24 protein-coding genes are annotated in these 24,250 nt (G+C 40.6%); 19 read left to right on the top strand and 5 right to left on the bottom strand.

The window, feature by feature from the left end; genetic code table 11:
- On the bottom strand, nt 1-707 hold a 707-nt coding region (gene gltX / locus AC4E92_RS00860), incomplete at its 3' end, for a glutamate--tRNA ligase (protein ID WP_490238688.1).
- 12 nt (nt 708-719) lie between these two features.
- A complete protein-coding gene (locus tag AC4E92_RS00855) occupies nt 720-1,349 on the bottom strand; it encodes an N-glycosylase/DNA lyase (protein ID WP_490238687.1) in 630 nt (209 codons plus the stop codon).
- Between the two features lie 77 nt (nt 1,350-1,426).
- Here AC4E92_RS00855 and AC4E92_RS00850 point away from each other — a divergent pair, with 77 nt between their 5' ends.
- Entirely contained in the window at nt 1,427-1,837 is a 411-nt protein-coding gene (locus AC4E92_RS00850) for a Fur family transcriptional regulator (protein WP_490238686.1), read from the top strand.
- Here the strand turns inward: AC4E92_RS00850 and infB are convergent.
- A complete protein-coding gene (infB, locus tag AC4E92_RS00845) occupies nt 1,834-3,861 on the bottom strand; it encodes a translation initiation factor IF-2 (RefSeq protein WP_490238685.1) in 2,028 nt (675 codons plus the stop codon). The genes AC4E92_RS00850 and infB overlap by 4 nt on opposite strands.
- 124 nt (nt 3,862-3,985) lie before the next feature.
- On the opposite strand from infB, the gene AC4E92_RS00840 reads away from it, so the two are divergent.
- Nucleotides 3,986-4,993 carry an SIS domain-containing protein gene (locus AC4E92_RS00840; RefSeq protein WP_490238684.1) on the top strand — a complete coding sequence of 336 codons (1,008 nt, stop codon included), beginning with the start codon at nt 3,986-3,988 and terminating at the stop codon, nt 4,991-4,993.
- 1 nt (nt 4,994) lies between these two features.
- Here the strand turns inward: AC4E92_RS00840 and AC4E92_RS00835 are convergent, their stop codons facing one another.
- Nucleotides 4,995-6,323, bottom strand: coding sequence for a B12-binding domain-containing radical SAM protein (locus AC4E92_RS00835; protein ID WP_490238879.1), 1,329 nt, complete (start codon nt 6,321-6,323; stop codon nt 4,995-4,997).
- The gene (locus AC4E92_RS00830; RefSeq protein WP_490238683.1) at nt 6,305-7,072 is read right to left on the bottom strand and encodes a type III pantothenate kinase; all 768 of its coding nucleotides are present in this window, start codon (nt 7,070-7,072) and stop codon (nt 6,305-6,307) included. The genes AC4E92_RS00835 and AC4E92_RS00830 overlap by 19 nt, the downstream gene beginning before the upstream one ends.
- Nucleotides 7,073-7,114: 42 nt before the next feature.
- Here AC4E92_RS00830 and AC4E92_RS00825 point away from each other — a divergent pair, with 42 nt between their 5' ends.
- The 17 genes from AC4E92_RS00825 to AC4E92_RS00745 all read left to right on the top strand — a co-directional run bounded on the left by AC4E92_RS00825 (nt 7,115) and on the right by AC4E92_RS00745 (nt 24,245).
- Nucleotides 7,115-7,798 (top strand): DUF554 domain-containing protein, encoded by a 684-nt coding sequence (locus AC4E92_RS00825; protein ID WP_490238682.1) that lies wholly within the window; start codon nt 7,115-7,117, stop codon nt 7,796-7,798.
- Nucleotides 7,795-8,697, top strand: coding sequence for a glycosyltransferase family 4 protein (locus AC4E92_RS00820; protein WP_490238681.1), 903 nt, complete (start codon nt 7,795-7,797; stop codon nt 8,695-8,697). Before AC4E92_RS00825 ends, AC4E92_RS00820 begins: the two co-directional genes overlap by 4 nt.
- Entirely contained in the window at nt 8,690-11,794 is a 3,105-nt protein-coding gene (locus AC4E92_RS00815) for an O-antigen ligase family protein (RefSeq protein ID WP_490238680.1), read from the top strand. Before AC4E92_RS00820 ends, AC4E92_RS00815 begins: the two co-directional genes overlap by 8 nt.
- 12 nt (nt 11,795-11,806) lie before the next feature.
- On the top strand, nt 11,807-12,337 hold the full coding sequence (gene hslV / locus AC4E92_RS00810) for an ATP-dependent protease subunit HslV (protein WP_490238679.1): 531 nt from the start codon (nt 11,807-11,809) through the stop codon (nt 12,335-12,337).
- 14 nt (nt 12,338-12,351) lie between these two features.
- The gene (gene hslU, locus AC4E92_RS00805) at nt 12,352-13,737 is read left to right on the top strand and encodes an ATP-dependent protease ATPase subunit HslU (protein ID WP_490238678.1); all 1,386 of its coding nucleotides are present in this window, start codon (nt 12,352-12,354) and stop codon (nt 13,735-13,737) included.
- Between the two features lie 34 nt (nt 13,738-13,771).
- Entirely contained in the window at nt 13,772-15,019 is a 1,248-nt protein-coding gene (locus tag AC4E92_RS00800) for a carbohydrate ABC transporter permease (protein ID WP_490238677.1), read from the top strand.
- Nucleotides 15,020-15,029: 10 nt separating this feature from the next.
- Nucleotides 15,030-17,261: a carbohydrate ABC transporter permease gene (locus AC4E92_RS00795; protein WP_490238676.1), complete on the top strand. Its 2,232-nt coding sequence runs from the start codon at nt 15,030-15,032 to the stop codon at nt 17,259-17,261.
- A 15-nt stretch (nt 17,262-17,276) separates the two neighbouring features.
- Nucleotides 17,277-17,522 carry a hypothetical protein gene (locus AC4E92_RS00790; RefSeq protein WP_490238675.1) on the top strand — a complete coding sequence of 82 codons (246 nt, stop codon included), beginning with the start codon at nt 17,277-17,279 and terminating at the stop codon, nt 17,520-17,522.
- Complete coding sequence (locus AC4E92_RS00785; protein WP_490238674.1) at nt 17,519-18,289, top strand: class I SAM-dependent methyltransferase; 771 nt, start codon at nt 17,519-17,521, stop codon at nt 18,287-18,289. Before AC4E92_RS00790 ends, AC4E92_RS00785 begins: the two co-directional genes overlap by 4 nt.
- Nucleotides 18,286-19,215, top strand: a complete 930-nt coding sequence (gene miaA / locus AC4E92_RS00780) for a tRNA (adenosine(37)-N6)-dimethylallyltransferase MiaA (protein WP_490238673.1) — start codon at nt 18,286-18,288, stop codon at nt 19,213-19,215. The genes AC4E92_RS00785 and miaA overlap by 4 nt, the downstream gene beginning before the upstream one ends.
- A 1-nt stretch (nt 19,216) precedes the next feature.
- On the top strand, nt 19,217-19,492 hold the full coding sequence (gene hfq, locus AC4E92_RS00775) for an RNA chaperone Hfq (protein WP_490238672.1): 276 nt from the start codon (nt 19,217-19,219) through the stop codon (nt 19,490-19,492).
- Nucleotides 19,476-20,732, top strand: a complete 1,257-nt coding sequence (gene hflX, locus AC4E92_RS00770) for a GTPase HflX (protein WP_490238878.1) — start codon at nt 19,476-19,478, stop codon at nt 20,730-20,732. The genes hfq and hflX overlap by 17 nt, the downstream gene beginning before the upstream one ends.
- Entirely contained in the window at nt 20,729-21,706 is a 978-nt protein-coding gene (locus AC4E92_RS00765; protein ID WP_490238671.1) for a M23 family metallopeptidase, read from the top strand. Before hflX ends, AC4E92_RS00765 begins: the two co-directional genes overlap by 4 nt.
- A 5-nt stretch (nt 21,707-21,711) precedes the next feature.
- The gene (locus AC4E92_RS00760) at nt 21,712-22,071 is read left to right on the top strand and encodes a hypothetical protein (RefSeq protein WP_490238670.1); all 360 of its coding nucleotides are present in this window, start codon (nt 21,712-21,714) and stop codon (nt 22,069-22,071) included.
- Nucleotides 22,068-23,258 carry a methionine adenosyltransferase gene (gene metK / locus AC4E92_RS00755; RefSeq protein ID WP_490238669.1) on the top strand — a complete coding sequence of 397 codons (1,191 nt, stop codon included), beginning with the start codon at nt 22,068-22,070 and terminating at the stop codon, nt 23,256-23,258. Before AC4E92_RS00760 ends, metK begins: the two co-directional genes overlap by 4 nt.
- 14 nt (nt 23,259-23,272) lie before the next feature.
- On the top strand, nt 23,273-23,545 hold the full coding sequence (gene rpsT, locus AC4E92_RS00750) for a 30S ribosomal protein S20 (RefSeq protein WP_490238668.1): 273 nt from the start codon (nt 23,273-23,275) through the stop codon (nt 23,543-23,545).
- Nucleotides 23,546-23,666: 121 nt separating this feature from the next.
- The gene (locus tag AC4E92_RS00745; protein ID WP_490238667.1) at nt 23,667-24,245 is read left to right on the top strand and encodes a CPBP family intramembrane glutamic endopeptidase; all 579 of its coding nucleotides are present in this window, start codon (nt 23,667-23,669) and stop codon (nt 24,243-24,245) included.
- Nucleotides 24,246-24,250: the final 5 nt, after the last annotated feature.

Genomic DNA, 24,250 nt, shown 5'->3' with positions numbered 1-24,250 from the left:
TTCGGTGGTACTGCACCAAAGGCTTCATATATCGCAAGTTGCTTTACAGTGTTTGGTAAATGATCATCACCACGTATGACATGAGTAATCTGCATGAGCATATCATCAACAACGCATGCAAAATTGTACGTTGGTACACCGTTACTTCTGAGCAGAGCAAAATCGCCAACTGATCCTTCGGAGAACACAACGGTCCCTTTCACAAGATCTTCGTGGATTATGGTTTTTCTCGGCATTGAAAAATAAATAGCTGGTTTAAGACCCTTCTGTGCATATTCTTTTTTACGCTCATCTGTTGCAAATGGTTCAAAATATTCCCTTTTATAATGTGGTGCTTCGTTTTTTGATAAAAGTTCTTCTCTGATTTTTTCTATTTCTTCTGGATAAGCATATACCTCGTAAGCTTTTCCACTTTGAACGAGTTTTTGTGCGTATTCTCTGTATATGTGCAGTCTCTCACTTTGTCTGTATGGACCAAAGGGACCTCCAATATCCGGTCCTTCGTCCCAATCCAATCCAAGCCAGCGCAGGGTCTTCATCAGGTTTTCCTCGAATATCTTCTCGGAACGCGCTATGTCCGTATCTTCTATTCTCAGAACGAATTTTCCACCATGGTGCCGTGCGAATAAATAGTTGAATAAAGCGGTCCTTGCACCACCAACGTGCAGGTAACCTGTTGGACTTGGAGCAAATCTCACCCTGACCAATTAACACACCTCCTATTTTTCCACCTTTCCTTTTACAAGATACCACAGATATAAATCCAACTTCCCTGGTGGTTCACCGAACTGATCGGCAACTTTCTTCAATTGATTTTCATAGAGCAGGTAACGTGATCTGGTAATCGATTTTGGGATTTGATCTATGATCCCGTATTTTTTCATGAGCGAAAGAACATGTCTATCCAAAATGGCAAGTTCTTCCACACCCACATTTCTCAAAAAATGGCTTGCTTCCTTAAAACCAATGCCAAAAGCATTCTTAACTAACCATTCTCTTGCGGTGAATGGATCCAGTTTGATGATCGCTTTCAAATTACCGAATAATTCTCGATTCCTTACAATGTAAGAAGCCCTTGCATTTGGATACCTGTGCCCCACTTTTTCCAAAAGTGCTTCAAGATCAGACTGGGGCAAATTCAAAAATCCACTGGCTCCAATCAACTGCTGTGCTTTGATCCCTCCCTGTGCACTCCAATTGGCAGTGAGAACACAAAAGCACAGTTCGCTGAATAAATCCTCCTCTGAGCCATTCTCACCGAGTGATTTGAATTCTCTGAACCTTTCTTCAACCAGTTTCTGTGCCTGGTCTTTTATTTTCATCAGTTCCTGTAAAAGCGAAAAGTCCATCTCCTCCCAAATTGATTATAAATCAAATTGTCTGAAAGTAATGGTATAATAACTCAGAAAAGGTTGGAGGTAGATCAATGTCATTGAACCAGATAGTTGAGATATTGAAAAACCATGGGTTAAAAATCACGCCCCAGAGGGTGGAGATACTCAGGTTTTTGCAGAACAACAGAATTCATCCAACAGCACAGCAGATATACGAGCACGTTCTGTCAAAGGTTGGGAGTGTTTCATTCACAACAGTTTACAACACATTGCACACCTTAGAGGAAATGGGACAGATAAAGAAAATATCCATCAGCGAGACCACAACAATATACGATATTAACACATCTGATCACGGACACTTTGTTTGTGAGATTTGCGGCAATGTTTATGACATCAACTACAAAGCTACAGTTAACGTACCGGGCAAGGTTCAGAGAACCGAATTGATCGTCTATGGAATTTGTTCACAGTGTGAAGAATACCTGCGCCACAAAGGTTAGAGTTTTCTCTGAACCTGTACTTTTTGATAAAACTCCAGTTCATCGCCCTCTCTGATTTCTGAGGCTGTTTTCAGTTTGATACCACACTCTTGAGGCGCATCAACTCTGTCAACATCCTGTTTGTAGTGTTTGAGACTTTCTATCTCATCGCTGAGAATGAAATTGCCGTTTCTGTAGATCTTCACAACACAGTCTTTCCTAACAAACCCATCGATAAGCTGGACTCCTGCGATCTTACCAACTTTTTTAATATCGAAAATCTTCTTGATCTCACCGTGTCCAGTGAGTTCTTCAACAATCTGTGGTTTCAGCATGCCCTCAAGGGCAAGTTTCAGATTATCCAGCAGATCGTAGATGATTTCGTAAGTCTTTATCTGTACACCTTCGCTTTCTGCGGCTTTTCTGGCTTGGGAGTCCACCTTCACCCTGAAACCGACTATTATTCCATTACTTGCCGAAGCTAACATCACGTCGCTGGTGTTAATAGTTCCAATCGCTGAATGTACGACATTAACTTTAATTTCTTCACTTTTAATCGAAGCAATAGCGTTCTGTACGGCACTCAGTGAACCGTATGTGTCTGCCTTGAGAATTATGTTCAATTCTTTCTTATCTGATTGTTCCATCATCTTCAGCAGTTCTTCGAGCCTGACCTTTCTTTTGGCTATCTTGTCCTTATCGAGTCTTTCTTTCAACTGCTGAGTAACAAGACGGGCAGTCTCGAGATTCTCAACAGCGTAAACCATGTACCTTATGTCCGGAACCTCTTCGAATCCTACGATCATCACAGGTTGAGAAGGCTCTGCACTTTTGATTGACCTTCCCTTGTCATCTATCAATGTTCTGACTTTACAATAAACGGGTCCTGAGACCAGGTAATCTCCGACTTTCAGTATGCCGTCTTTTACTATGACATTTGCCACCGGACCAAGCGATCTGTCGAGCTTTGATTCGATAATGACACATCTGGCAGGACCTTTGGGATAGCATTTTATTTCTTTCATCTCAGAAAGTAGCAGTATCATTTCGAGTAACTCGTCAATTCCGGTTCCAACGCGTGCCGAGATGGGTACGACTATCGTGTCTCCACCCCAGTCTTCCGGCACGAGATTCAATTTGTCTACCAATTGACGTTTGGTCAGTTCAACGTTCGCATTTGGTTTATCGATTTTGTTTATCGCAACAATAACAGGCACATTGGCAGTCTTTGCGTGATTGTAAGCTTCAATCGTCTGAGGCATAACTCCATCATCTGCAGCAACAACGAGAACCACTATGTCCGTTGCCTGAACACCTTTTGCACGCATTTCGGTGAAAAGTTCATGTCCGGGAGTGTCAATGAAGGTGATCTTTTTCCCGTTGTGGACGACTTGATAAGCACCTATGGATTGTGTGATACCGCCGACTTCCTGTTCCGCAACTCTTGTTTTTCTTATCCTATCCAGAAGCGTTGTCTTACCGTGATCCACATGCCCCATGACTGTAACGACAGGAGGGCGGATCGTCAGTTCATCCTTATGAACAGTATAAAGTGTCTCGAAATACCTTTCGAGTTTTTCAAGTGCATTTTCTGTCACTTCTTCCTGTTCTGTTTGAACCGAAGGTTGCTGTAATCTCAAGCGATATCCGTACATTCTTGCTATCTCTCTGGCAAGCTTCTCATCCAACTGCTGCGCTGGCTTTAGAACGACACCTTTGCTAAACATATCCTGTATGATTCTGTTAAGAGGAACACCTATCTTCATGGCAAAGGTATTGAGTTGCGTTTCATCAGGGTTAATGAACACTTCCTGAGAAAGTTCTTCTTCCTCTTCTTTTTCCTTTTCTTTTTTTGGTTTTGCAGTCTTTGCTTTCACCGATGCTTCTTCTTCTTCAAATATTTCAAGGATCAGGCTCACAGTTTCTTCATCTATATAGCTCATATGGTTTTTGACATCCAGCCCGAGTTCTTCAAGTTCCTGAAGTAAATCCTTTGCAGACATATTCAATTTCTTGGCAAGTTCATATACTCTGAGTCTTGGCATGCTTTCACGCTCCTCTTTCAGTACCCGTTGAGTATTTTACACGATTTGTTTGCCTTTTGTCTGAACAGTTTTTAAAATCTTGTGCTATAAACTTAACCGACTACCATAAAGGAGGGCTTGACAAATGACATCGATTTTTCTTGAAGATGTTTTTGAACAACCACAGGCTATAAGAAATCTCTCAACTCAAAAGAAAGAGTTGAAGAAAAAAGCATCGCAGCTGAAACACGAAAGAGTTCTATTTCTTGGCATGGGAGCTTCTTATTATGCTTCTTTGTATGCAATGATATATCTGAGATCTTTTGGGATCGACGCTCAATGTCGGGAACTGTCTGAATCTATATGGTATGACAGCGAAAAACTGCTCAGACAGTATGATTCAATTTTTTTGATCAGTCAATCAGGCGAAACAGCCGAGTTAACAAGATTCATCGATATTTTCTCCAAAAAGCTGGATAACTGTGCACTTGTCACAAACAATCCACAGAGTTTCAATGCACAGGTTTTTCCACAGTCTAAGGTCTTCCCAATTTTTGCAGGTTTGGAGAGAGCCATGGGATCTTCGAAAACTTTTGTCAACACGATACTGACTTTGTTATTGATTGGCTCGACCTGGGTTGGTGAAGAACTTGATCTTGAAAGATTGGCAGATCACGTTGAAGATGCACTCAACATCGATGTCGATTCATTCAGTAAAGCCGTTCTTGAAAAACCAGACCCGATTCTGGTTGGAAGAGGTTTTGCCATACCCATACTCAAAATGGCTCAGCTTACGCTTGCAGAGATCTCGAAAATAAACTGCGTTGTTTATAGCGGAGCAGGTTTCAGACACGGTCCAATGGAGCTCATGGTGACAAATCCTCTGGTGGGTATCGTCGCTTTACAGGGCAGGACAATCAGTCTTTCACTCGATCTTCTGGCTGATCTTTCTTCTTACGATAATGTCTGGTGTATTACAGACCAGGATGTTTTGAATCACAGGTCTGTCATATTGAAAAAAGGTCTTATGGAGACATTGTCTTCGATACCCGTGATAGTGATTTTTCAAAAAATGGCAAACACTCTGTCCATGGCTAAGGGGTACAAACCGGGTGTAGGTATAATTGCATCAAAAATCACCAAAAAAGAATAGGTCATCTTTTGTGCGCTGTGTTTTTAATCATCTGGATGGTCTTGTCATCCATACCAAATTTGAACCAGTAAGGTATTGCTGTGTTGTTCAGCAGTGCAGGATCAATCTGTTCATCCAAGATACCTTTTTCAACGAGTGCATACCAGTCTTGTGAACCAGGGATTGGTGTGTACTCGTTTATCGATACAGATATTCCTTCATTTTTGCAGATTTCTATGGCTCTCAGTACATCATCAACTTTTTGAAACGGCATGTTGACCATTATGTAAGCCTGCACTTCTTGTTCTGTAAAACCTGCCTTTTTTAAAATCCGTGCGGATCTGATCAGATCCTGGTCGTAAACCTTTCCACCTGTGAGCTTTTGCAGTCTGCCTGTTGTCTCATAACCAAGTTTTATGGTTTTGAAACCAGCTTCTTTCATGAGCAGAGCGAGTTCTTCATCTACAAGTCTTGCGTGTATTCCATTGGGCAAATGGTAATTCACACCAAAGTTCTTTTCAATGAGCAATCTCAGCAAGGGTTTGAAATGGTTTTCTTTGTTTATCAATATCGCATCGTCGAAAAACACCACATCTTTCACTCTAAAAAGATCAAGATACTTCTCTATGGTCTGGACAACTGCTGAAGGTTTTCTCTGGATGAACCTTTTCCACAATTTTGGAGAAATGCAATAGGTACATCTGTAAGGACAACCAAGAGATGTCAAAAACACCAGATATCCCACTTTTTCATACAGTTCATATGCTGGCTCAAGGGTCTCAAACCAGTTCTCTATGTCAAAATCGATGTTTTTGCAAAATAAAGAACTCATCAAACCATTGATCTTGGAAAGTTCTTCGCTGAAAACATAATCTGCTCTGGTGTTTTTCTTCGCATGCTCTGGATAAAGCCTTGCATAGAGTCCTCCAAGGACCACGGGAACATCAGGCATGATCTGTTTGATGTAGCATATCGTGTGTGCTACACCTGGCCACCAGTAAGTCAGAGATGAAGTTACAAATACAGCATCTGGTTTTCCCGCTTTGTCCAATTTAGACAGAAAATACTCAACAGGTGCACCGTAGCATTTGTATTTTCGAGGAATGTTTTTGAGAAAGTCTGGTTTTTCCACCTGAAAACTGTTGAACTTCCCAGTTCCAAATTTCTTGTCTGGCTTTGGCTTGACAAAATTCGACAGCTCTGGATCATGGCGATTCAGAAGATCTATCAATTGTACTTCAAAGCCGAGCTTTTTCAACATGGAGCCGACATACAACAAACCCAGTGGCTTGAGCCAGAAATCATAAGCGGCAAAATCGTAAATCCATGGATTTACGAGTAAGACACGCATTTTTTCTGCCAATAGCTGTACATCCCTTTCAAAGTGAGATCTGGATCTTTTACATCACATTGAACGAGTTTTTCCAAAACCTTGCTCTGACCGCCCGTCAAAAAAATCACTGGATTGTTTTTAAAACACCCCTTAACTTCCTCTACAAGACCGTTCAATGCATGTGCAGTGCCTTTCACTATACCAATTCTTATATTCTCAGCCGTGTCCTTACCAATGCAATTCTGTGGGGTGTACAGATCAACCTGTGGAAGCTTTGCCGTTTTTTCAAACAGAGAATGAGCGGCTGTCATTAGACCAGGAAGGATCGCCCCTCCTTCGTAAGATCCAGACATCAATACATCTATTGTTATCGCAGTTCCGCAGTCCAGAATGATTGCATCACTGCACGTGTTTGCAGCTCCCAAGACATTTGCTATTCTATCCGCACCAATCTCCATTGGATTTCTCACATTCCACTTTATTCCCAATCCATCTGATGCTTCCACCCACAGATTCTTTATTCCAAGATATTTCTCAGAGAACCTGTGGAAAATGTAATTCACCGGGGGCACAACCGAGGCTATGACCACCGAATTGATCTGCGAGAAACTGATGTGACTATCATCAAGTAAAGATTTGAGTAAAACAAACAGTTCATCTTCTGTTTCAAACTTATGTGTTGCTAACCTCCATTTGATGAAATTTTTCCCATCTTTTGTAAAACCCGCAACGGTGTGTGTATTTCCAACATCAAAAAGCAAAAGCAAAGTTCCACCTCCAAATATATAATATAACCTAATAAGGAGGTGATGAAAATACACATCTCGGTACTTGTGAACAGTTTATCGGTTGCAGCCGGTTCAGCCATCGGTATGTTCTTGGGAAAATCTATTCCAGACGGGTTGAGAAAGGTGTTGTTCCAGTCGGTCGGGTTGACGACCATTGGGATAGGTATCAAAATGAGCCTTGAGACATCTAATTTCATAGTCGTTCTTATCTCACTTGCTTTGGGAGTGATGGTCGGTGAATTGCTCAAGATCGAAGACAGAATCGCTTCTGTAGGGAAAATATCAAAAGATTCCAGCAGATTTGCAAAAGGTTTTGTAACAGCCACGACACTTTTTCTGGTAGGTCCGATGACAATTGTAGGTTCTGTCAGGGCTGGCTTGGCAAAAGACGGCACACTCATATACATAAAATCCGTTCTCGATTTCATATCATCTGTGATTTTGGCTTCTTTGTATGGTATAAGTGTTCTGACAACATCCTTAGTGGTATTTGTGGTCCAGGGACTGCTCGTGATCTTTTCTTCGCAGCTTGTTTTTCTCACAGACAAAGTCTATCTTGCAGATTTCACGGGTGTCGGTGGTTTGATCGTAGTCGCAATAGGTATAAGATTACTCGAAATTAAAGACATACGGGTTGGTAATTTCCTACCTGCCCTTATTTTCGCGCCAATCGTTGATCTTTTTGCGAGGATGATGAGTAAATGATAATCCAGGCTTTAGTCTCTTTTTTGATATCACTTGTCGTCACACCTTTTGCCATGTTTCTTGGCAGAAAGTTTGCGATCGTGGATAGACCAGACGGCTTACTAAAAACTCACCAGAAAGTGACTCCGTACCTCGGCGGTCTGGCGATCTATGCAGGTATCCTGCCCTTTATGAATGCGAAATTGATCGCATTGACATCAATCATGTTTGTACTTGGTCTGTTAGACGATATCAAACCCATTAAATGGTATATAAGGCTTGGCGTGGAGTTTATCACCGGCTGGTTTTTGAGCTCCATACTGACTCATGATTTACTCACAAATATTTTTTACACCTTCATCTTTGTCCTGACTGTGAATGCCACAAACATGATAGATGGAATGGATGGAATATGTGCTGTAGTTGCGCTGATTGGAATGATTTTTTCAGTTAATCTTCCATTCCAATGGGCAGTTGTGGGATCTGTCAGTGGATATCTTGTGTACAATTTTCCGCCCGCCAAGATCTTTATGGGAGATGCTGGAAGTTATCTGTTAGGGTCGATTATCAGCTATGCTATTCTTTCAAACCTTGAAATACCTTTCAGTTTAAATGTCTTTTTTCCATTTTGGATTTTATTCTTAGACATCTTCAGCAGTATCGTCAGAAGGGTTATTGCCAGAAAATCACCTTTTGAAGGTGACAGAGATCACATATACGATAAAATATGGCGCAGAATCAAAGGCTCGAAAATTTTAAAAGATCGCATGACAGTACTGGTAACAGCAGTGATTGCCATTATTTTTGCTGTTCTAAAATATATTGAGTCTTCCATACTCATATCACTTATTGGCTCAATTGTGGTAGTCTTATCCTTGAAGATGTTTTGGTACGACAAAGGAGGCAAAAAGAATGAGTAAGGTCGAAGAAATCCTGCTACATCTTACCGTTATAGTTGTTGCACTTTTTGCAAACAAGTATGTCACATACGAATTCAGCGTACCAAAATATGCCATTCTGACGGCTTTTACTTTGCTCATCTCTGTGATGCTCATTTATAGACTATACAAAGAAAAACAGATGAAACTTTACATTTCGATGGCAAACATCCTGTGGTTTTTCTTTTCTTTTGCTTCATTGTTATCCACAATAGCCGTTTACAGGCAGAACAGGTTCTATTTCAGATATTCCATAGACATCGCAATCTACATAGTTTTGACCGCTTTCATTGGGCTTTATGTATCAAACAGGTTCAAGGACAAAGAATCAATCACCCGCCTGCTTTTGACTTTTATTGGAACAGGAGTTATCGTTGCAATCGACGCACTTTTGAATTTCTACACCGGTAAGAGTATTTTCCTGGGTACCGTCGGTGAAGCTTATTCAAGAGCCGCTATAAAAAGTACAGTTGGAAATACCATTTTTGTCGCAAACTACATGACGATGCTACTGATATCAGCCATTTATTTCCTTCTCAGCCTGGATTTTGGTTGGAAAAAATACAGTTATAGAAACACTCTCATGGTTAAAATATTTTCCTTGGTATCGATCTTTCTGTTTCTCACCATCGTTGTTATCAGTCAAACCAGATCCGAGTATATATCGATGATTTTCTCGACTTTTGTTTTTATCGTTTTCTATCTTTTTTACTCAAAAAAAACTCAAATCAACATTCAAAACAAAAATATTGAAAAAGATCTTCCAAAAATCAGAAAGATAAACAAATTGCTTTTGTCAGTATTGCTTGTAGGTGTTGTACTTATTCTTGTTGTCTACAACACAGATAACCCTCTAACGAACAATGGGCAAATCTCTGTAGTAAGCAGATTTTCAGCAACGGTATTTGTTTCCAGCCGCGATGAAAGACTTCTGGCATGGCTGGGATCCATATACCAGTGGAAAGACAGCAAGATAATCGGTACTGGTATTGGAACATACCAGCTTATGGCAATTGACATGTTACAGAAAGCGATGAAAGATCATCCAGAGCTGCTATATGGCTGGAACAACTTCAAGCGTACGCACAACGATTATCTACAAATTCTGGGTGAAACAGGGATTTTTGGCTTTTCTGTCGTGATATTGCTCATCTGCGTGCTGATCATCTACGCTTTCAAGTATCTTAAGACAGTGCAGGACAGAGATGATTTGTTGCTGTTTGTTGCGATGACTTGTGCTTTTGTTGCGTTCATGATTCAGAGTTTTTTCAGTTTTCCAGGTCATATTCTGCCTAACTCTTTACTCGCACTGTTTTTGGCAGCTATCGCAACAGGAGCTTATTTCAACAAGAACAAGATTTTCGCTTATGAGGTTCATTTAAAAGGTCTTGCAATGATCTTTTTCGTTGTTTTGGTAGCAATTACAGTGTTGAGTTCGACTTATCTCAAATGGAATTACTTTGTGAGCGAGGTATACTTCAAAAACGGTAATAATTACTACAATGGATTGATTGGTGTATCCAACGACAAATCCGTTTTTCAGCAGTACGAAAAGGTCTACTTACAAAAACTCGAAGAACTGAACGATCTGACAGGCGATTTTGTATACCTAAGACCTGAGAATTATAAGTACTCCAATCTCTCGGGAATAGATCTTGAAAAACAGAGAATCAATCAAATCAACAGCATCAGGACCGAGCTCCAGAAGAACTTGATGAATATTCAAAACAACTTGAGGAAAGCTGAAGAGCTCGAAAAAACATACACACAAAAAGCAACTGAAAATCTTGTAAAATCGTTAAAGATAAACCATGCCTATGGGAAAGCACATTTCTACCTGGCTTCATTGTGTCTGAGACCGATCAGGATCTCTGAGATTACCAATGCACTCTCAAAAAAAGATTATTCTGCTTTAAAACAACAATACGATGATTATCAGCGATGTATAGCAGATCAGTACAAAAGCTGTGATCTTGCCTTCACTGCTTCTTTGATAGAAAAGGAACCCCAGTTGATTCAGAGCATTGCAACAATACAATCTATAATTGATTCCTGTGGACTTTTCAAGACGTCACTGCTTTCTTTCAACGAGCGAAACACATACAAAGGATTGGTCACAAGATACCAGACTCTGTGCGATGCCATAGATAAGTTGATCGATGAGTTACAAAGCCAATCGGACGATCCAACCATCAAAACCACAATCGATGAATTCAAAAAACTAAGGGAAAAATACGTTCAGCAATTCATCGATTACTCGAAGGCAACTGTAGACAGGTTGCCAGGTGGATGGAACAGATTCCCCGATTGGAAGAACATAGACCTTTTGAGAGCCATATCTGGCGAAGATGTTTATAGAATGATCTCGACCTTGGCTGTCTTGATTGACCCTATTACGAGCGATCGAATCCTTGACTTGTTGCAATATTTGGCTCAAAAAGAGGCTTGGGCTTGTGAAGGAATGGCTGCCAAAGGTATCTGGGCAGTTCCAGATGGAGTAGCAGAGTACATCTGGGTGGCAGCAGCAGATCTGGAAAAAACCGATCTGCAAAAGGCAAAGGATCTGTACAAAAAAATGCTGCAACTGTATCAACCTTCGTACGAAAGAATTGAAAAAGATGTGAAAAAGATCAACACAGATCTGGCGATTGAGAACTATCTGAACATTATCTCACAGGCATTGTCAAGTGTGCTTGTTGAAAATGGTGTCGCCGCGGAAAAAGTTCAGGCTATAAATGAAACAGTCAAAGGCTTTGCTCCACAAATTCAGAGCTATCTGAAGAACATCGACTGGGAGGCGATAATCAGATCGGAACTCAATTCTCTGGTATACGATAGAAAATGGAACCAGAAGTTCACAATAAGCAGAAATCTGTCGAATGCCATGCTAAACGAGATTCGCAATTTGATCAGCCTTTCTTTGAAAGATCAAACCAAAATTTCTCAGGTCTTGAATAAAATTTCTGCAAAGATAGCCGATCTGCCTGATCAGTTGCTTTTGTGGGAGAGAGAAAACCGTTTTCTTGAATTTTATAAAATGCTGTCAGCTAAACAAAGAGATCTTGCAATGTCAAAATAGGAGGTGGCAAATATGGTGTGGAAAGGAACAACCGTGCTTGTTGTTTCAAGAGATGGAAAGACTGTGATGGCTGGAGATGGACAGGTGACATACGGTAACACCATAATGAAACATGGAGCAAAAAAGATCAGAAAAATAGGTGATGGTCAGATCTTAGCAGGTTTTGCCGGTTCCGTTGCTGATGCCATGTCGCTCTTTGATAGATTTGAATCGAAATTGAGAGAGTGGGGGGGCAATCTGACAAAGGCAGCCGTTGAGCTTGCCAAGGATTGGAGAACTGATCGAGTTTTAAGAAGGCTTGAAGCACTTCTTCTCGTTGCAGACAGGAGCAATGTTCTGATAATTTCAGGAACCGGTGAAGTCATTCAACCAGATGACAACGTTGCAGCAATTGGCTCAGGAGCACCATATGCAATTGCGGCGGCAAGAGCATTGATCAGAAATACAAACTTGGATGCAAGGACTATCGTGGAAAAATCAATGGAAATAGCCAGTGAAATATGTATATACACAAATAAAAACATAACGATTGAAGAAATATAGAGGAGTGATAGAAGATGAATTTTGATGAATTGACACCAAAGCAGATTGTTAAAGAGCTCGACAGATACATAATAGGACAGCATCAGGCAAAAAAAGCCGTTGCAATAGCGATCAGAAACAGGATTCGCAGGCAGAAATTACCTGAAAACTGGCAAAAAGAGGTTCTTCCAAAGAATATCCTGATGATAGGACCAACTGGTGTTGGTAAAACCGAGATTGCGCGAAGACTGGCACAGCTTTCCGGATCACCTTTTTTGAAAGTTGAGGCAACACGCTTCACAGAAGTTGGATATGTCGGTAAGAATGTCGATTCGATGATAAGAGACCTTGTCGAAATAAGTGTGAATATGGTAAAAAAAGAACGAATGGAGCAGGTCAAAGAGAAAGCGGAATCGATGGTTGAAGAAAGAATTCTCGATGCCCTTGTTCCTGAAACAAAAAAACCTCAAGGCATAAGTATAATGGGAATATTTGGTAACCCACAGCAACAACAACCATCACCTGAAGAAAGAAGAACTCTAAGGCAAAAGCGTGAGGAAATGCGTCAAAAACTCCGAAGTGGCGAGCTGGAAAACGAGTTTATAGAGATAGAGATTGAAAAAGAACTTTCACCGTTCATGGGTGTTCTGGGACAAGGGGAACTGGAAGACCTCGGTATTGACTTGAGCAGCATGCTCGGTAACATCATGCCAAAAACCAAGCAAAAAAAACGAATGACAGTGTCAGAAGCCAGAAAGGTTTTGTTTCCAATCGAAGCTGAAAAATTGATAGACATGGACAAAGCTACTCAGGAAGCAATTGACAGAGCACAAAACCGCGGGATTATCTTCATAGACGAACTGGACAAGATTGCGGTCAAATCTGCCGGTGCAGGACCAGATGTATCCAGGCAGGGTGTACAAAGAGACCTGCTTCCCATCGTTGAGGGTACTACGATAATGACAAAATACGGACCAGTGAAGACAGATTACATTCTTTTCATTGGCTCCGGTGCTTTCCACATGAGTAAACCTTCTGATCTCATACCAGAACTGCAGGGTCGTTTTCCAATAAGAGTTGAACTGACCTCGCTCACGCGTGAGGATTTTGTCAGAATTCTCACAGAACCAGAGAACGCCATAACAAAACAATACCAGGCTCTGTTATCGACAGAAGGTGTTGAATTGGTTTTCACCCAGCAGGGAGTCGAAGAAATAGCAAAAATCGCATACGATCTAAACCAGAGACTTGAAAACATAGGTGCACGAAGACTTTACACGGTGGTTGAGAAGATACTCGAGGACATTGCGTATGAAGCACCAGATTTACCAGATAAGAAGGTCATCATAGACGCGGCGTATGTCAAAGAAAAACTCGCAGCTATAATTGCAGATGAAGATGTGAGCTCTTACATTCTCTGAAAACCCTTTACTGGAAAGGGGAAAAGTACCGGTGATGAAAAGGAAAGCAAGAGAAACTCTATTGGCGTATCTTTTTTTGGCGCCTTCTTTTCTGATACTGGGCACTTTTGTATTCTGGCCATTGGGCTTTTCGTTCGTACTGAGCTTTTTCAGATGGGATTTCAAAAACATGAAAAACCCTGTTTTCGCAGGTATTGAAAATTACGCGGAGATTTTTCGGTTTCAAAGTCCACCATCACATGGATTTGTGTACTCTTTGATTGAAACATTGCTCGTTGTCTGTGTGTGTTTTGCAATCACCATTTCAATCTACAGTGCTGTAAAAAAACCATATCTCTCCATCTTTATACTTTTAATTTCTGCTTTTTGTATCTGGTTTGCAAACAACTATCTGATCTTTTTGATTTTTTCAGTTATCTTGGTAGTTTTGAGTTTTCTCATACTCAAAAACAATCAAGTTGTTTCAAGGCACGCAACCAGTATTGGCTTGACAGCGGTCTTTTTGGTCATTCTGTGGATTTTTTTAGATAAGAGAATCTACACTATTGTGAATTTCTTTCTCGAAAGCCGTGATAAAAATCTTTTCATAAAAGCTATTTACAATACACTCTACTATGTTGTTTTGAGCGTGCCAACAACAATTGCCATTGCTCTGGTTATAGCCCTGCTACTCAACAGCAATATAAAACTGAGGGCATTTTTTAGAACGGCATATTTCATTCCGTTTGTGACTTCTGTCGTCGCTATATCCCTTGTCTGGCGCTGGATCTTCGATGATGCATACGGGTTGTTGAATTATCTGCTCTCTTTTCTCAAAATAGGCAAGATAGCATGGCTTAAAGACGAGCGCTGGACCATACCAACTATAGCAATTGTTTCGATCTGGAAAACAGTTGGATATGATGCGGTGATATTGCTTGCTGGTCTTCAGAACATAGATAAGTCCTATTATGAAGCTGCACAGGTTGACGGTGCCACAGCTTGGGATAGATTTGCTCACATAACCTGGCCCCTGCTCACACCGACTACCTTCTTTTTACTGGTTGTTTCGCTGATAAGTTCCTTCAAAGTTTTCACCGAGATATATGTTCTGTACAGTGGACTTCCTGGTCCTTATAACAACAGTGGAATGACTATGGTCTATTACGTTTTTGACAGATTTTACGTCCAGCAGAGGATGGGTATAGCCTGTGCCGCAGCGTACATATTGTTTGCAATCATTTTGATCTTCACTGGTCTGCAATTCTGGCTCGGTCGCAAAACAGTTGAGTATATTTCATGAGGTGAAGGGTATGAAGAAATTTCTCTCTTCAATTTTCATTTATCTTTTGGTCGCCTGTGGTGCCGTACTGATGTTACTGCCTTTTGCCTGGATGGTTTCGACTTCTTTCAAAGCCAGAAGTGAAGTGGAAAAATGGCCACCACAATGGGGCTCGAAGAATTTTTCCAGATTTTGGAATATGAAAGTGAAAGTATCGAGGAGTTCTGCCGGGGGAATTGACTGGAGAGGATTGACTTTGAGAGAGGCGCTGACACTCAGAGAGTCCCAGCAATCAGCCAGCGTACTTTCTCTTCAAATAGACGATGATCCAGTTTACCGAGGAACGATAACAATAACTCTTGGGGAAAAATTCAGCTATCTTGAGGGAAAACTCGATAAAGAGAGTTTCGATGAATTTGTGGAACAATTGGGTAATGTAACTCAGAACAAGCAGTTGTTAGACCTGGCAAGATCATCCGATAGTGCCGAAGAATTTTTCTCGAACTTTTTTGTGCTCTATCAACACGGTCCTTCTGCGCTTTTAGATCGCAGAAACTATGTGTCGGATGTCGAACAGGTAATGAACAGTTCTTTAAATCAGCTGGAAACATTCCAAAGATATGCCAATAGAATTTCAGAGAATGAAAGGGACAATTATCTATCGTTCATATCCAACGCAAAAAAGACGATAACCGACACACTATCTTACATATCGGTTTTCAAAAAAGGCACAGTTGCATTGCTGCAGGATGAGGAAATAAAAGTTATAAGGGAAAATATCATTAGATGCATCGAACAAATCTCACCAGAATCTTTAAGTGAAGAATTGAAAAACACACCAGTAGTACAGTTATACACAAATAGAATTGTTCAGCCTTTCCAGAATTTGGTCAATGTACTGGATACCTATGTTTTTGTCAATAAATACTTCAAATCGATTCAAACTCAAAAAACAAAAGATGATAAGATCGTATTCAAATTTTTGAGCAATACAGAAAAAGACAAGATCATCTTTGAACAACTCTCTCAGATGAACTTTTCTCAGAGAATTGATAATGTCATCAAAAGCGAGCTCAGCCATACAGATTCGTTGCCGGAAAGAGTCGACAAAGCCCTGGATGAGGAATTGTTCAGGCGTTTTGAGACTGCGCATGTAGACAATCTGCGAACTTATATCCAACAGTTAAAACAACCACTTTCAACGTTATCCAGTTTACTGACGAATGATCTTTCGCAGTTTCAGTCTTTTGACATGATGATTCAAAAATTGATGGAATCATCTAATATGAGCCAGTCTGCACAGATTGCCATTGAAAAGCTCAAAGATCTGTCAAATGTCATTCAAGACTCAGAAATGTTCTGGCAGTTATTGACTCAGGTTTATGAAAACATTCAGGCTGTTTCAGAATTGAGAAGAATCTACAATCAAAGCCAGAGCTCTATGAAGATAGTACAGGCTCCACACTTTGTGAAGAACATCAGACTGAACAGAAATCAGAATATCGAAATAGAACTCAACGATGTTCATCCGGTTTATCTTGAAGATGAGAACTATTCCGTACATGTTGATTACACTCCAAAAGAGGTTTTTGCGAATGTATTTCAAAACTACGTCATGGCTTGGAAGAGTGCACCATTTGGCATTTACTATGTGAACACGGCTTTTGTGTCTATAGTCACCACGGTCTTAGAGGTCATTTTTGCCGCTATGGCTGCCTATGCATTTGCCATCATGAGATTTGCCGGGAAAAATTTTATCTTTGCACTGTTTTTAGGAACGATGATGATACCCGGCGAAGTGCTGCTGGTACCGAATTTCATAACGATATCGAAACTCGGATGGATCGACACTTACTATGCTCTGATAGTGCCATGGATTGTGAGTGTCTTTGCGATATTTTTGATGCGGCAGCATTTCATGACACTTCCATCTGAACTGAAAGATGCAGCCATGATAGATGGTTGTTCTCATTTCAGGTTTCTCTGGGCTGTGGTTGCACCACTTTCAAAGCCAACGATAATCACCAGTGCTCTTCTGAAGTTCGTCGGAAGCTGGAACGCCTTCCTGTGGGTGCTGATAGTCACCAACAAAGACAAATACAGAACCTTGCCAGTTGGGCTTCAGACCTTCAGTACAGATGTGGGAACCGTGTATAATCAATTGATGGCAGCAGCTACTTTTTCTATTCTGCCAATAGTTGTGTTGTTCCTGTTCACCCAAAAGTATTTCATAAGGGGTGTGGCACGCACAGGTTTGAAATAAGGCAAGGTGGTTCTTTTGAGCATAAATACAAAAGTCAACTATCTCAAACGCCATAGAAAAGTCAATCACCACACATTCAAAATTCTCGTCGTAATTGTTCTGTGTTTTATATGTTTTATTTTCACAGTTTCTTACATAAGATACCAGCAATGTTTGAGAAAGAATCAACAGCTCAAGTTGATGTATGAAAATTTGCTGGTGAAAATCAAAGAACTCGAACAGAGTAAAAACACCATAGAAGGAGTGAACAGAGCAAAGTGATATTCGTCACCACTTCACACGATCCCAATGAAGAACAGATTCAAAAAGCCAAGAAACTCGCAGATGAATTGAAGATACCCTATCTGCCAAGAAAGGATTATCCAAACATCCATTCAATGATACAGAAAGAATACTGTTATGTGGTTGAAAAAAGCAGAATTGCCGTTAAATCCGACCACGGCGAATTCTTCTTTCATCCATCAATGGCAAAGGTGAGGATGAAAAACATAAAAAATGGATTGAAAGATCATCTGATAGAATGCCTGCAACTGACGGGAGATGAAGTCATACTCGATACAACCCTTGGACTTGGTAGTGAAGCAATTTTGATGGCTGCTTTTCTCAGCCGTGGAAAAGTGGTGGGAGTTGAAGGATCAACACCGATCTTTGTCGTTGTTCGAGACGGGTTGGAAAACTACAGGGCAAAGGAAAACTGGATTAACAGCGCGATGAAAAAAATACAGATACTGCATGCCGATTTCAAAAAATTTTTGAGATCCTGTTCTGAAGGATCGTATGATATTGTCTATTGCGATCCAATGTTTGAGAACCCTATTTTAGAGTCATCTTCTATGAATCCGCTCAGACCGTTTGCGATCTACGACACCGTAGATATCGACGACATTGAACAGATGCTCAGGGTAGCAAAGAAAAAAGTCGTTCTGAAGGCACACGCTAAGGACAGCCTTTTCAAACGCATAGCAGTTGATAAAATCTTTGGCAGTAGAAAAAGTCAGGTGTTTTACGGAGTGATAGAGAAAAAATGATTATCATCGCCGGTCCAACGGCTGTTGGAAAAACAGAGATTGCCATAAAAGTATGCCAGAATATCGATGGACAGATCATATCAGTAGATTCCAGACAGATCTACAAATTCATGGATATCGGCACAGCCAAACCAACAAATGAAGAAAGAAAACTGGTTAAGCACCATCTCATTGACATAGTCGAACCAGATGAATATTACAGTGTCTACCAATTCAGAATCGATGCCATCAAAGCGGCTAAAGAGATCATCAATCAGGGAAAAGTTCCAATCTTTGTTGGAGGAACTGGTCTGTACATTGATTCTCTGGTCAGAGGCATCTTCGATGGATTTCCAAAAGACGAACAGCTTCGCTCTGAACTGTTGCAACTGGAAAAAGAAAATGCTGGCTCTTTGAGAAAACTACTGGAACAATATGATCCACAGGCTGCTTCAAAGATCCACAGGAATGATTTAAAAAGAACTATCAGGGCACTCGAGGTTTGCCTGAAGTCCGGTAGAAAATTTTCCGAACTTCAGAAAAAGATTTCTCCCGCAGGTAAGTTCACTGTGATAATTTTGAATCGAGATAGAAATGAACTTTATGATAGAATCAATCTTAGAGTTGAAAAGATGATAAAAATTGGACTGGTCGATGAGGTTGAAGAACTCTTAAGAAAGGGATATAAAAAAGAACTGAATTCGATGAAAACAATCGGCTATCAAGAAGTGATAGAATATATTGAAGGAAAGGTAGATTATCAGTCAATGATTGAGAAAATAAAAAAGAACACCAGACACTTTGCCAGAAGACAATTGATCTGGTTTCGAAGGTACACAGATGCGCTGGTTTTGAATCTTTCTGAAAAAGAAGATGTTGTGAAAACAATATCACAAATCGTGCTGGATGAAGTACAGCGCGATCTAACTTTTGATGGGGGGTTTTAAAATGGTTGAAAAATTCAACCTTCAAGACAGATTTTTGAACGCACTGAGGGTGGGTAAGATCGAAGTAAAGGTTTATCTGGTCAATGGTTTTCAAACCAAAGGTATTATTCGTTCTTTTGACAGCTACACGATTCTGCTGGAGAACGAAAATCAGCAGAACCTGATCTACAAACACGCTATAAGCACTATCATGCCATCGAGCTTTGTGATGCTCATGAAAACTGAACAAAAGGAAGAACAGCAGGAAGGTCAAGTTGAAAGTGATTCAAAGCAGTAAAGAATTCAAATCCATCAGTGCAATTGTCGTAACGATAAAGGAAGATTACTCATCTATTGAGGAACTTCAGGAGCTTTTGAATACACTTGGTATAAAGGTCGCAGAAGTAATTTATCAAAAAAGGACCGAGCCAGATGCACGTTATTATCTTGGACCTGGCAAGGTAGAAAAACTCAGAGAACTGGTAAATTTGATCGATGCGCGCCTTGTTGTAATTGACGATGAAATAACTCCTTTGCATGCTAAAAACTTAGAAAAAGCACTCAATGTCACTGTGAAGGACAGGACACAGATAATACTTGACATTTTTGCACATCATGCAACAACCGAGGAAGGAAAATTGCAGGTGGAGTTGGCAAGATTGCAATACGAACTGCCAAGGTTAGTTGGAAAAGGCAAGGAGCTTTCCAGACTGGGTGGAGGTATAGGGACAAGAGGACCTGGTGAGCAGGAGATAGAAGAAAAAAGGCGAAAAATACGTGAAAGGATAAAAATCATAGAGCAGCGACTGGCTCAAATAGAAAAAAACAGGACCCAGCAGAGAAAATTAAGATTGAAAAGTGATCTTCCGATGATCTCTGTTGTTGGATACACTAACGCAGGAAAATCGAGCCTTTTAAGAGTGCTGAGCGGCGATGACATTCTCGTTGCAGATAAACTTTTCAGCACTCTGGCACCCGTGATAAGAAGGGTCAAGTTACCAACAGGCAGAGTGGCTCTTTTCAAAGACACAGTTGGTTTCATAAGAAATGTTCCTCATACCCTTATCAAGGCTTTCAAATCGACACTTGAAGAAGTGCTTTTCTCAGATCTCTTATTGGTCGTTGCGGATGTATCAGACGAGAATTTCAACGAAAAACTCAAGTCTTCTTTGCTTGTGCTGGAAGAACTTGGGGCGCAATCCATCCCGCGTATTTTGGTTTTCAACAAAATCGATAGAATCTCTTTTGCCACATTGCAGAATCTGTCTGTTGTTTATCCACAGGCTATGTTCATAAGCGCTTTGCAAGGAACAGGTATTCAGGAACTTTTGAAACGTGTTTGCGAAGAAATCGAAAAGAATGAATGCGAAGATTTATTTACGGTTAAACTTGAAGATTTGCCTTTGCTGATGAAAGAACAGGAGAAGATAACTATTACTGAACAGATTTACCAAAATGACACGGTAACGGTTCGAATCAAGGCGCGGTTTGGTGTCTTACAGCGCTTGAAACAGATCGCAGGAGGGATGAATCTGTGAAAAAGCACGTAGTTTTGTTCTTTTCACTCATAGCCATTTTTGTGCACGCAGTTAATTTCATTTCACCGGTTGCGGGTACAGCTCTTGTCACATCGAGTTTTGGAGAGTTCAGAGGCAGTGGAAACAGAGGACCACATTTTCACATGGGAATTGACCTGTCCACCAATATGAGAAGCGGTGTGCCCATACTTGCAGCAGCCGATGGATGGCTTGTCAGAATCGAAATCGATGACGATGATATATACGGTAATGTTGTGGTGTTGGAACATGAAGATGGCTTTCGAACACTCTATGCCCATCTGAGCAAGTTCTCATCAAAGCTCGATGTCATAGTCAATTCCGTTGTTTCAGAATTCGGGAAAAAACGAATTGTGGTGAACTTCCCCAAAAAAACATTCTTTTTCAAATCCGGTGAGCCAATTGGTTATTCAGGTCAGACAGGCGAAGCGGCTCAACCGCACTGTCACTTTGAAATTCGCAATGCAGACGAATCGATCTGCTATGATCCAGCTTCTTTCATAAATTTTCCAAAACCAAAAGATATCACATTTTCCGTCGATTCACTGATAATCGATTCCAAGACCTATAATTACACAGAAGGTGGAGTCTACCAATTCAAAGATGCATATCCCAAGATAGCAATAAACGCAAGAACAATACTTAACAAAAATGTAATTGGTCTGAAGAATTTGAAAATGTATTTGAATGAAAATCTTGTGTATGATATTAATCTTGGCGAGATACCATTGGATGAATTCAACAATGTCTGGAGCGTTTATACAAACGATTCTGTTTCCGATGGTTACAGTTACAAAGCGTGGTACAAACTTTATCCAGATCAGGGAACTGCAGTTGTAAAAACAAACAGGTTCGCCGAAATGGGAAGGCTACCTTCAAGAGTAAATGTTAAAATCGTTTGCACCGATATATGGAATGATGAGTTTGTGGTTAAATTTGTGATTGAAAGAAGGTAGAAATCATGTGGTTTTTTAAAAAAAGAAAAACCGAGCAACAGTTGCAGAACAATCCATTTTATAAAGAAGGCAACTTGTTGGTTGTGTATCTGAAATGCGATCGGTGCGGTGAGTATTTCAGAAGTCATTTGAGAATAGGCTATGATTTCATAAATGATTATGACAATGCATCAGCGCCTTACAAAATAGACAAAATCTACGTTGGTTCAAAGTGTCCGAATAAAATTCACTTAACGGCTTCTTTTGGAGCTTCGTATAAAGTCAGAACTGTCAGCCTTGAAGGTGGAAAATTCGTTACCAAGGAAGAATACGATCAAATGGTTGAGAAAAAGATGGTTGAGAAAAAGAAGGAGGAGGAGAAATGAAAAAGCTTTTCACAAGCGAGAGTGTCACCGAAGGTCACCCAGATAAAGTGGCTGACCAAATTTCAGATGCAATTTTAGATGCAATTATCGAACAAGACCCGGATGCAAGAGTAGCCGTTGAAACGCTTGTAACAACTGGTATAGCTGTCGTTGCAGGAGAAGTCACCACAGAAGCTTATGTGGATGTCCAGGATATCGTCAGAAAGACTATTCTGGAAGTTGGATACACACGTGCCAAGTACGGTTTTGATGGCGAGACCTGTGGAGTTTTCACCTCAATACACAGCCAATCTCCCGATATTGCCATGGGTGTGAACAAAGCACTCGAAGCAAGAGAGAAAAACAACGATGAGGACGAATTTGATAAAGTTGGCGCCGGAGATCAGGGAATGATGTTTGGTTATGCAACCAACGAAACGCCTGAATTCATGCCATTACCCATAATCCTGGCTCACAAGCTTTCGATGAGGCTTGCAAAAGTGAGAAAAGAAAAGATCGTACCATTTTTGAGACCGGATGGAAAAACTCAGGTGACTATAGAATACGATGAAAACGGTAAACCAGTTCGTGTTGATACAGTGCTGATATCAGCCCAGCATGATCCAGATATCAGCATGAACGATTTAAGGGATGCTCTCACAGAACATGTTATAAAACCGACCATTCCGGAACAGTACTGGAGCGATAAGGTAAAGATACTGGTAAATCCAACCGGAAGGTTTGTCCTTGGTGGACCATCGGCCGATACTGGATTGACTGGCAGGAAGATAATCGTTGACACATACGGTGGATGGATTCCACACGGAGGAGGGGCATTCAGCGGCAAGGACCCAACAAAAGTTGACAGATCAGCACATTACATGGCTCGTTATGTGGCAAAGAACGTTGTTGCGGCTGGTCTGGCAGATAAGTTCATGCTGCAAGTTGCTTATGCCATAGGTAAGGCAAGACCTGTTTCGCTGATGATAGACACATTTGGTACGGCGAAGGTTGATGAGGTAAAACTCAGAGATGTGATAACACAGATCTTCGATTTTCGACCTCTTGCTATAATAAAAAAGCTCAATCTCAGAAGGCCCATCTACAAAAAAACGGCAGCATACGGTCATTTTGGTCGAAATGATCCAGATTTCACCTGGGAGAACCTCGATGCCGTTGCGGAACTCAAAAGGGCATTTAATATGTAAAGGAGGAAGAATAAATGGCAAAGAAGGTAAGCAGATCTGTTGTAAAAAGGGCTGAAGAAGCACTCAGAAGAAAAGTAAGAAATAAAGCGTATAAAACCAGAATGAAGAATGCAATCAAAAGATTGCTCGAGGCTGTTAAAGCAAAAGAATCAAGTGAAAATGTGGACAGGTTGCTGAAAACAGCCATTTCATCGATTGACAAAGCAGCTTCCAAAGGTGTTATTCACAAAAATCAGGCAGCTCGAAGAAAGTCACGCCTTATGAAAGCTGTGAAGGTGTCTAACTGATTAGCTGTTGTAGATGAAAATAGTTCACAAAAAGATTTAAGCTGTTTTTCTAACCTGTTCCAGCACCTGCGTGGTGCTGGTTTTTGTTGTATGATAAAATTGTAATGAGGAGAAATCAAAGGTGAGTAAGTCAGTAGTGAGATTTATGATATTTCTGGCAATGTTATGGATAGGTTCAACAATGGCATATTACTTTCCAAACATGTGGCTTATCGCAACATGGTATGCCACAATTTTTGTGGTTAGTCTGTATTTCACCGTGAAAAGTGGTGAGAAATTATCGGATCTTTTCAGACTAAACGGCAGATGGATAATAAAAAGCGTGCTATTTTTACCACTGATATACATCTTAATGGCAATAGTTGGTTTTCTTTTTCCAGCAACTGGTGTGACTACCCAAACACAAAAAATCGATGCAATCACAGCTATAGTGATAACATTTCTCGGACCGGTTTCTGAAGAAATGGCTTTCAGAGGTTACACCCAGAAAATCGCGCGAAGTAAAATGAACGTTAACTCGGCGATATTGATTACCGCCCTGTTTTTTTCATTTTTCCACCCGCTTGAGATTTTCCCGCAGATCTTTGTGATGTCAATAGTTCTGGGTATCGTTAGAGAAATCTCTGGATCGGTTATCCCGCCAATGGTGATACACTGTCTCAACAACACAGTAGCTCTTGTGGTCAGTTTCTTGACTTGAAAGGG

The sequence above is a fragment of the Pseudothermotoga sp. genome (genome assembly GCF_031962025.1).
Lineage (GTDB): Bacteria > Thermotogota > Thermotogae > Thermotogales > DSM-5069 > Pseudothermotoga_B.
Note: the sequence above shows the minus strand (reverse complement) of the source record. Positions and strands in the feature narration are given on the sequence as shown.

Coding starts and splice junctions, on each gene's coding strand:
- AC4E92_RS00815 (WP_490238680.1), top strand. CDS start 8,690: ATGAGTAAGGTCGAAGAAATCCTGCTACATCTTACCGTTATAGTTGTT.
- hfq (WP_490238672.1), top strand. CDS start 19,217: ATGGTTGAAAAATTCAACCTTCAAGACAGATTTTTGAACGCACTGAGG.
- miaA (WP_490238673.1), top strand. CDS start 18,286: ATGATTATCATCGCCGGTCCAACGGCTGTTGGAAAAACAGAGATTGCC.
- AC4E92_RS00795 (WP_490238676.1), top strand. CDS start 15,030: ATGAAGAAATTTCTCTCTTCAATTTTCATTTATCTTTTGGTCGCCTGT.
- AC4E92_RS00850 (WP_490238686.1), top strand. CDS start 1,427: ATGTCATTGAACCAGATAGTTGAGATATTGAAAAACCATGGGTTAAAA.
- hslU (WP_490238678.1), top strand. CDS start 12,352: ATGAATTTTGATGAATTGACACCAAAGCAGATTGTTAAAGAGCTCGAC.
- metK (WP_490238669.1), top strand. CDS start 22,068: ATGAAAAAGCTTTTCACAAGCGAGAGTGTCACCGAAGGTCACCCAGAT.
- AC4E92_RS00840 (WP_490238684.1), top strand. CDS start 3,986: ATGACATCGATTTTTCTTGAAGATGTTTTTGAACAACCACAGGCTATA.
- AC4E92_RS00760 (WP_490238670.1), top strand. CDS start 21,712: ATGTGGTTTTTTAAAAAAAGAAAAACCGAGCAACAGTTGCAGAACAAT.
- AC4E92_RS00855 (WP_490238687.1), bottom strand. CDS start 1,349: ATGGACTTTTCGCTTTTACAGGAACTGATGAAAATAAAAGACCAGGCA.
- AC4E92_RS00825 (WP_490238682.1), top strand. CDS start 7,115: ATGAAAATACACATCTCGGTACTTGTGAACAGTTTATCGGTTGCAGCC.
- hslV (WP_490238679.1), top strand. CDS start 11,807: ATGGTGTGGAAAGGAACAACCGTGCTTGTTGTTTCAAGAGATGGAAAG.
- AC4E92_RS00820 (WP_490238681.1), top strand. CDS start 7,795: ATGATAATCCAGGCTTTAGTCTCTTTTTTGATATCACTTGTCGTCACA.
- AC4E92_RS00835 (WP_490238879.1), bottom strand. CDS start 6,323: ATGCGTGTCTTACTCGTAAATCCATGGATTTACGATTTTGCCGCTTAT.
- AC4E92_RS00800 (WP_490238677.1), top strand. CDS start 13,772: ATGAAAAGGAAAGCAAGAGAAACTCTATTGGCGTATCTTTTTTTGGCG.
- infB (WP_490238685.1), bottom strand. CDS start 3,861: ATGCCAAGACTCAGAGTATATGAACTTGCCAAGAAATTGAATATGTCT.
- rpsT (WP_490238668.1), top strand. CDS start 23,273: ATGGCAAAGAAGGTAAGCAGATCTGTTGTAAAAAGGGCTGAAGAAGCA.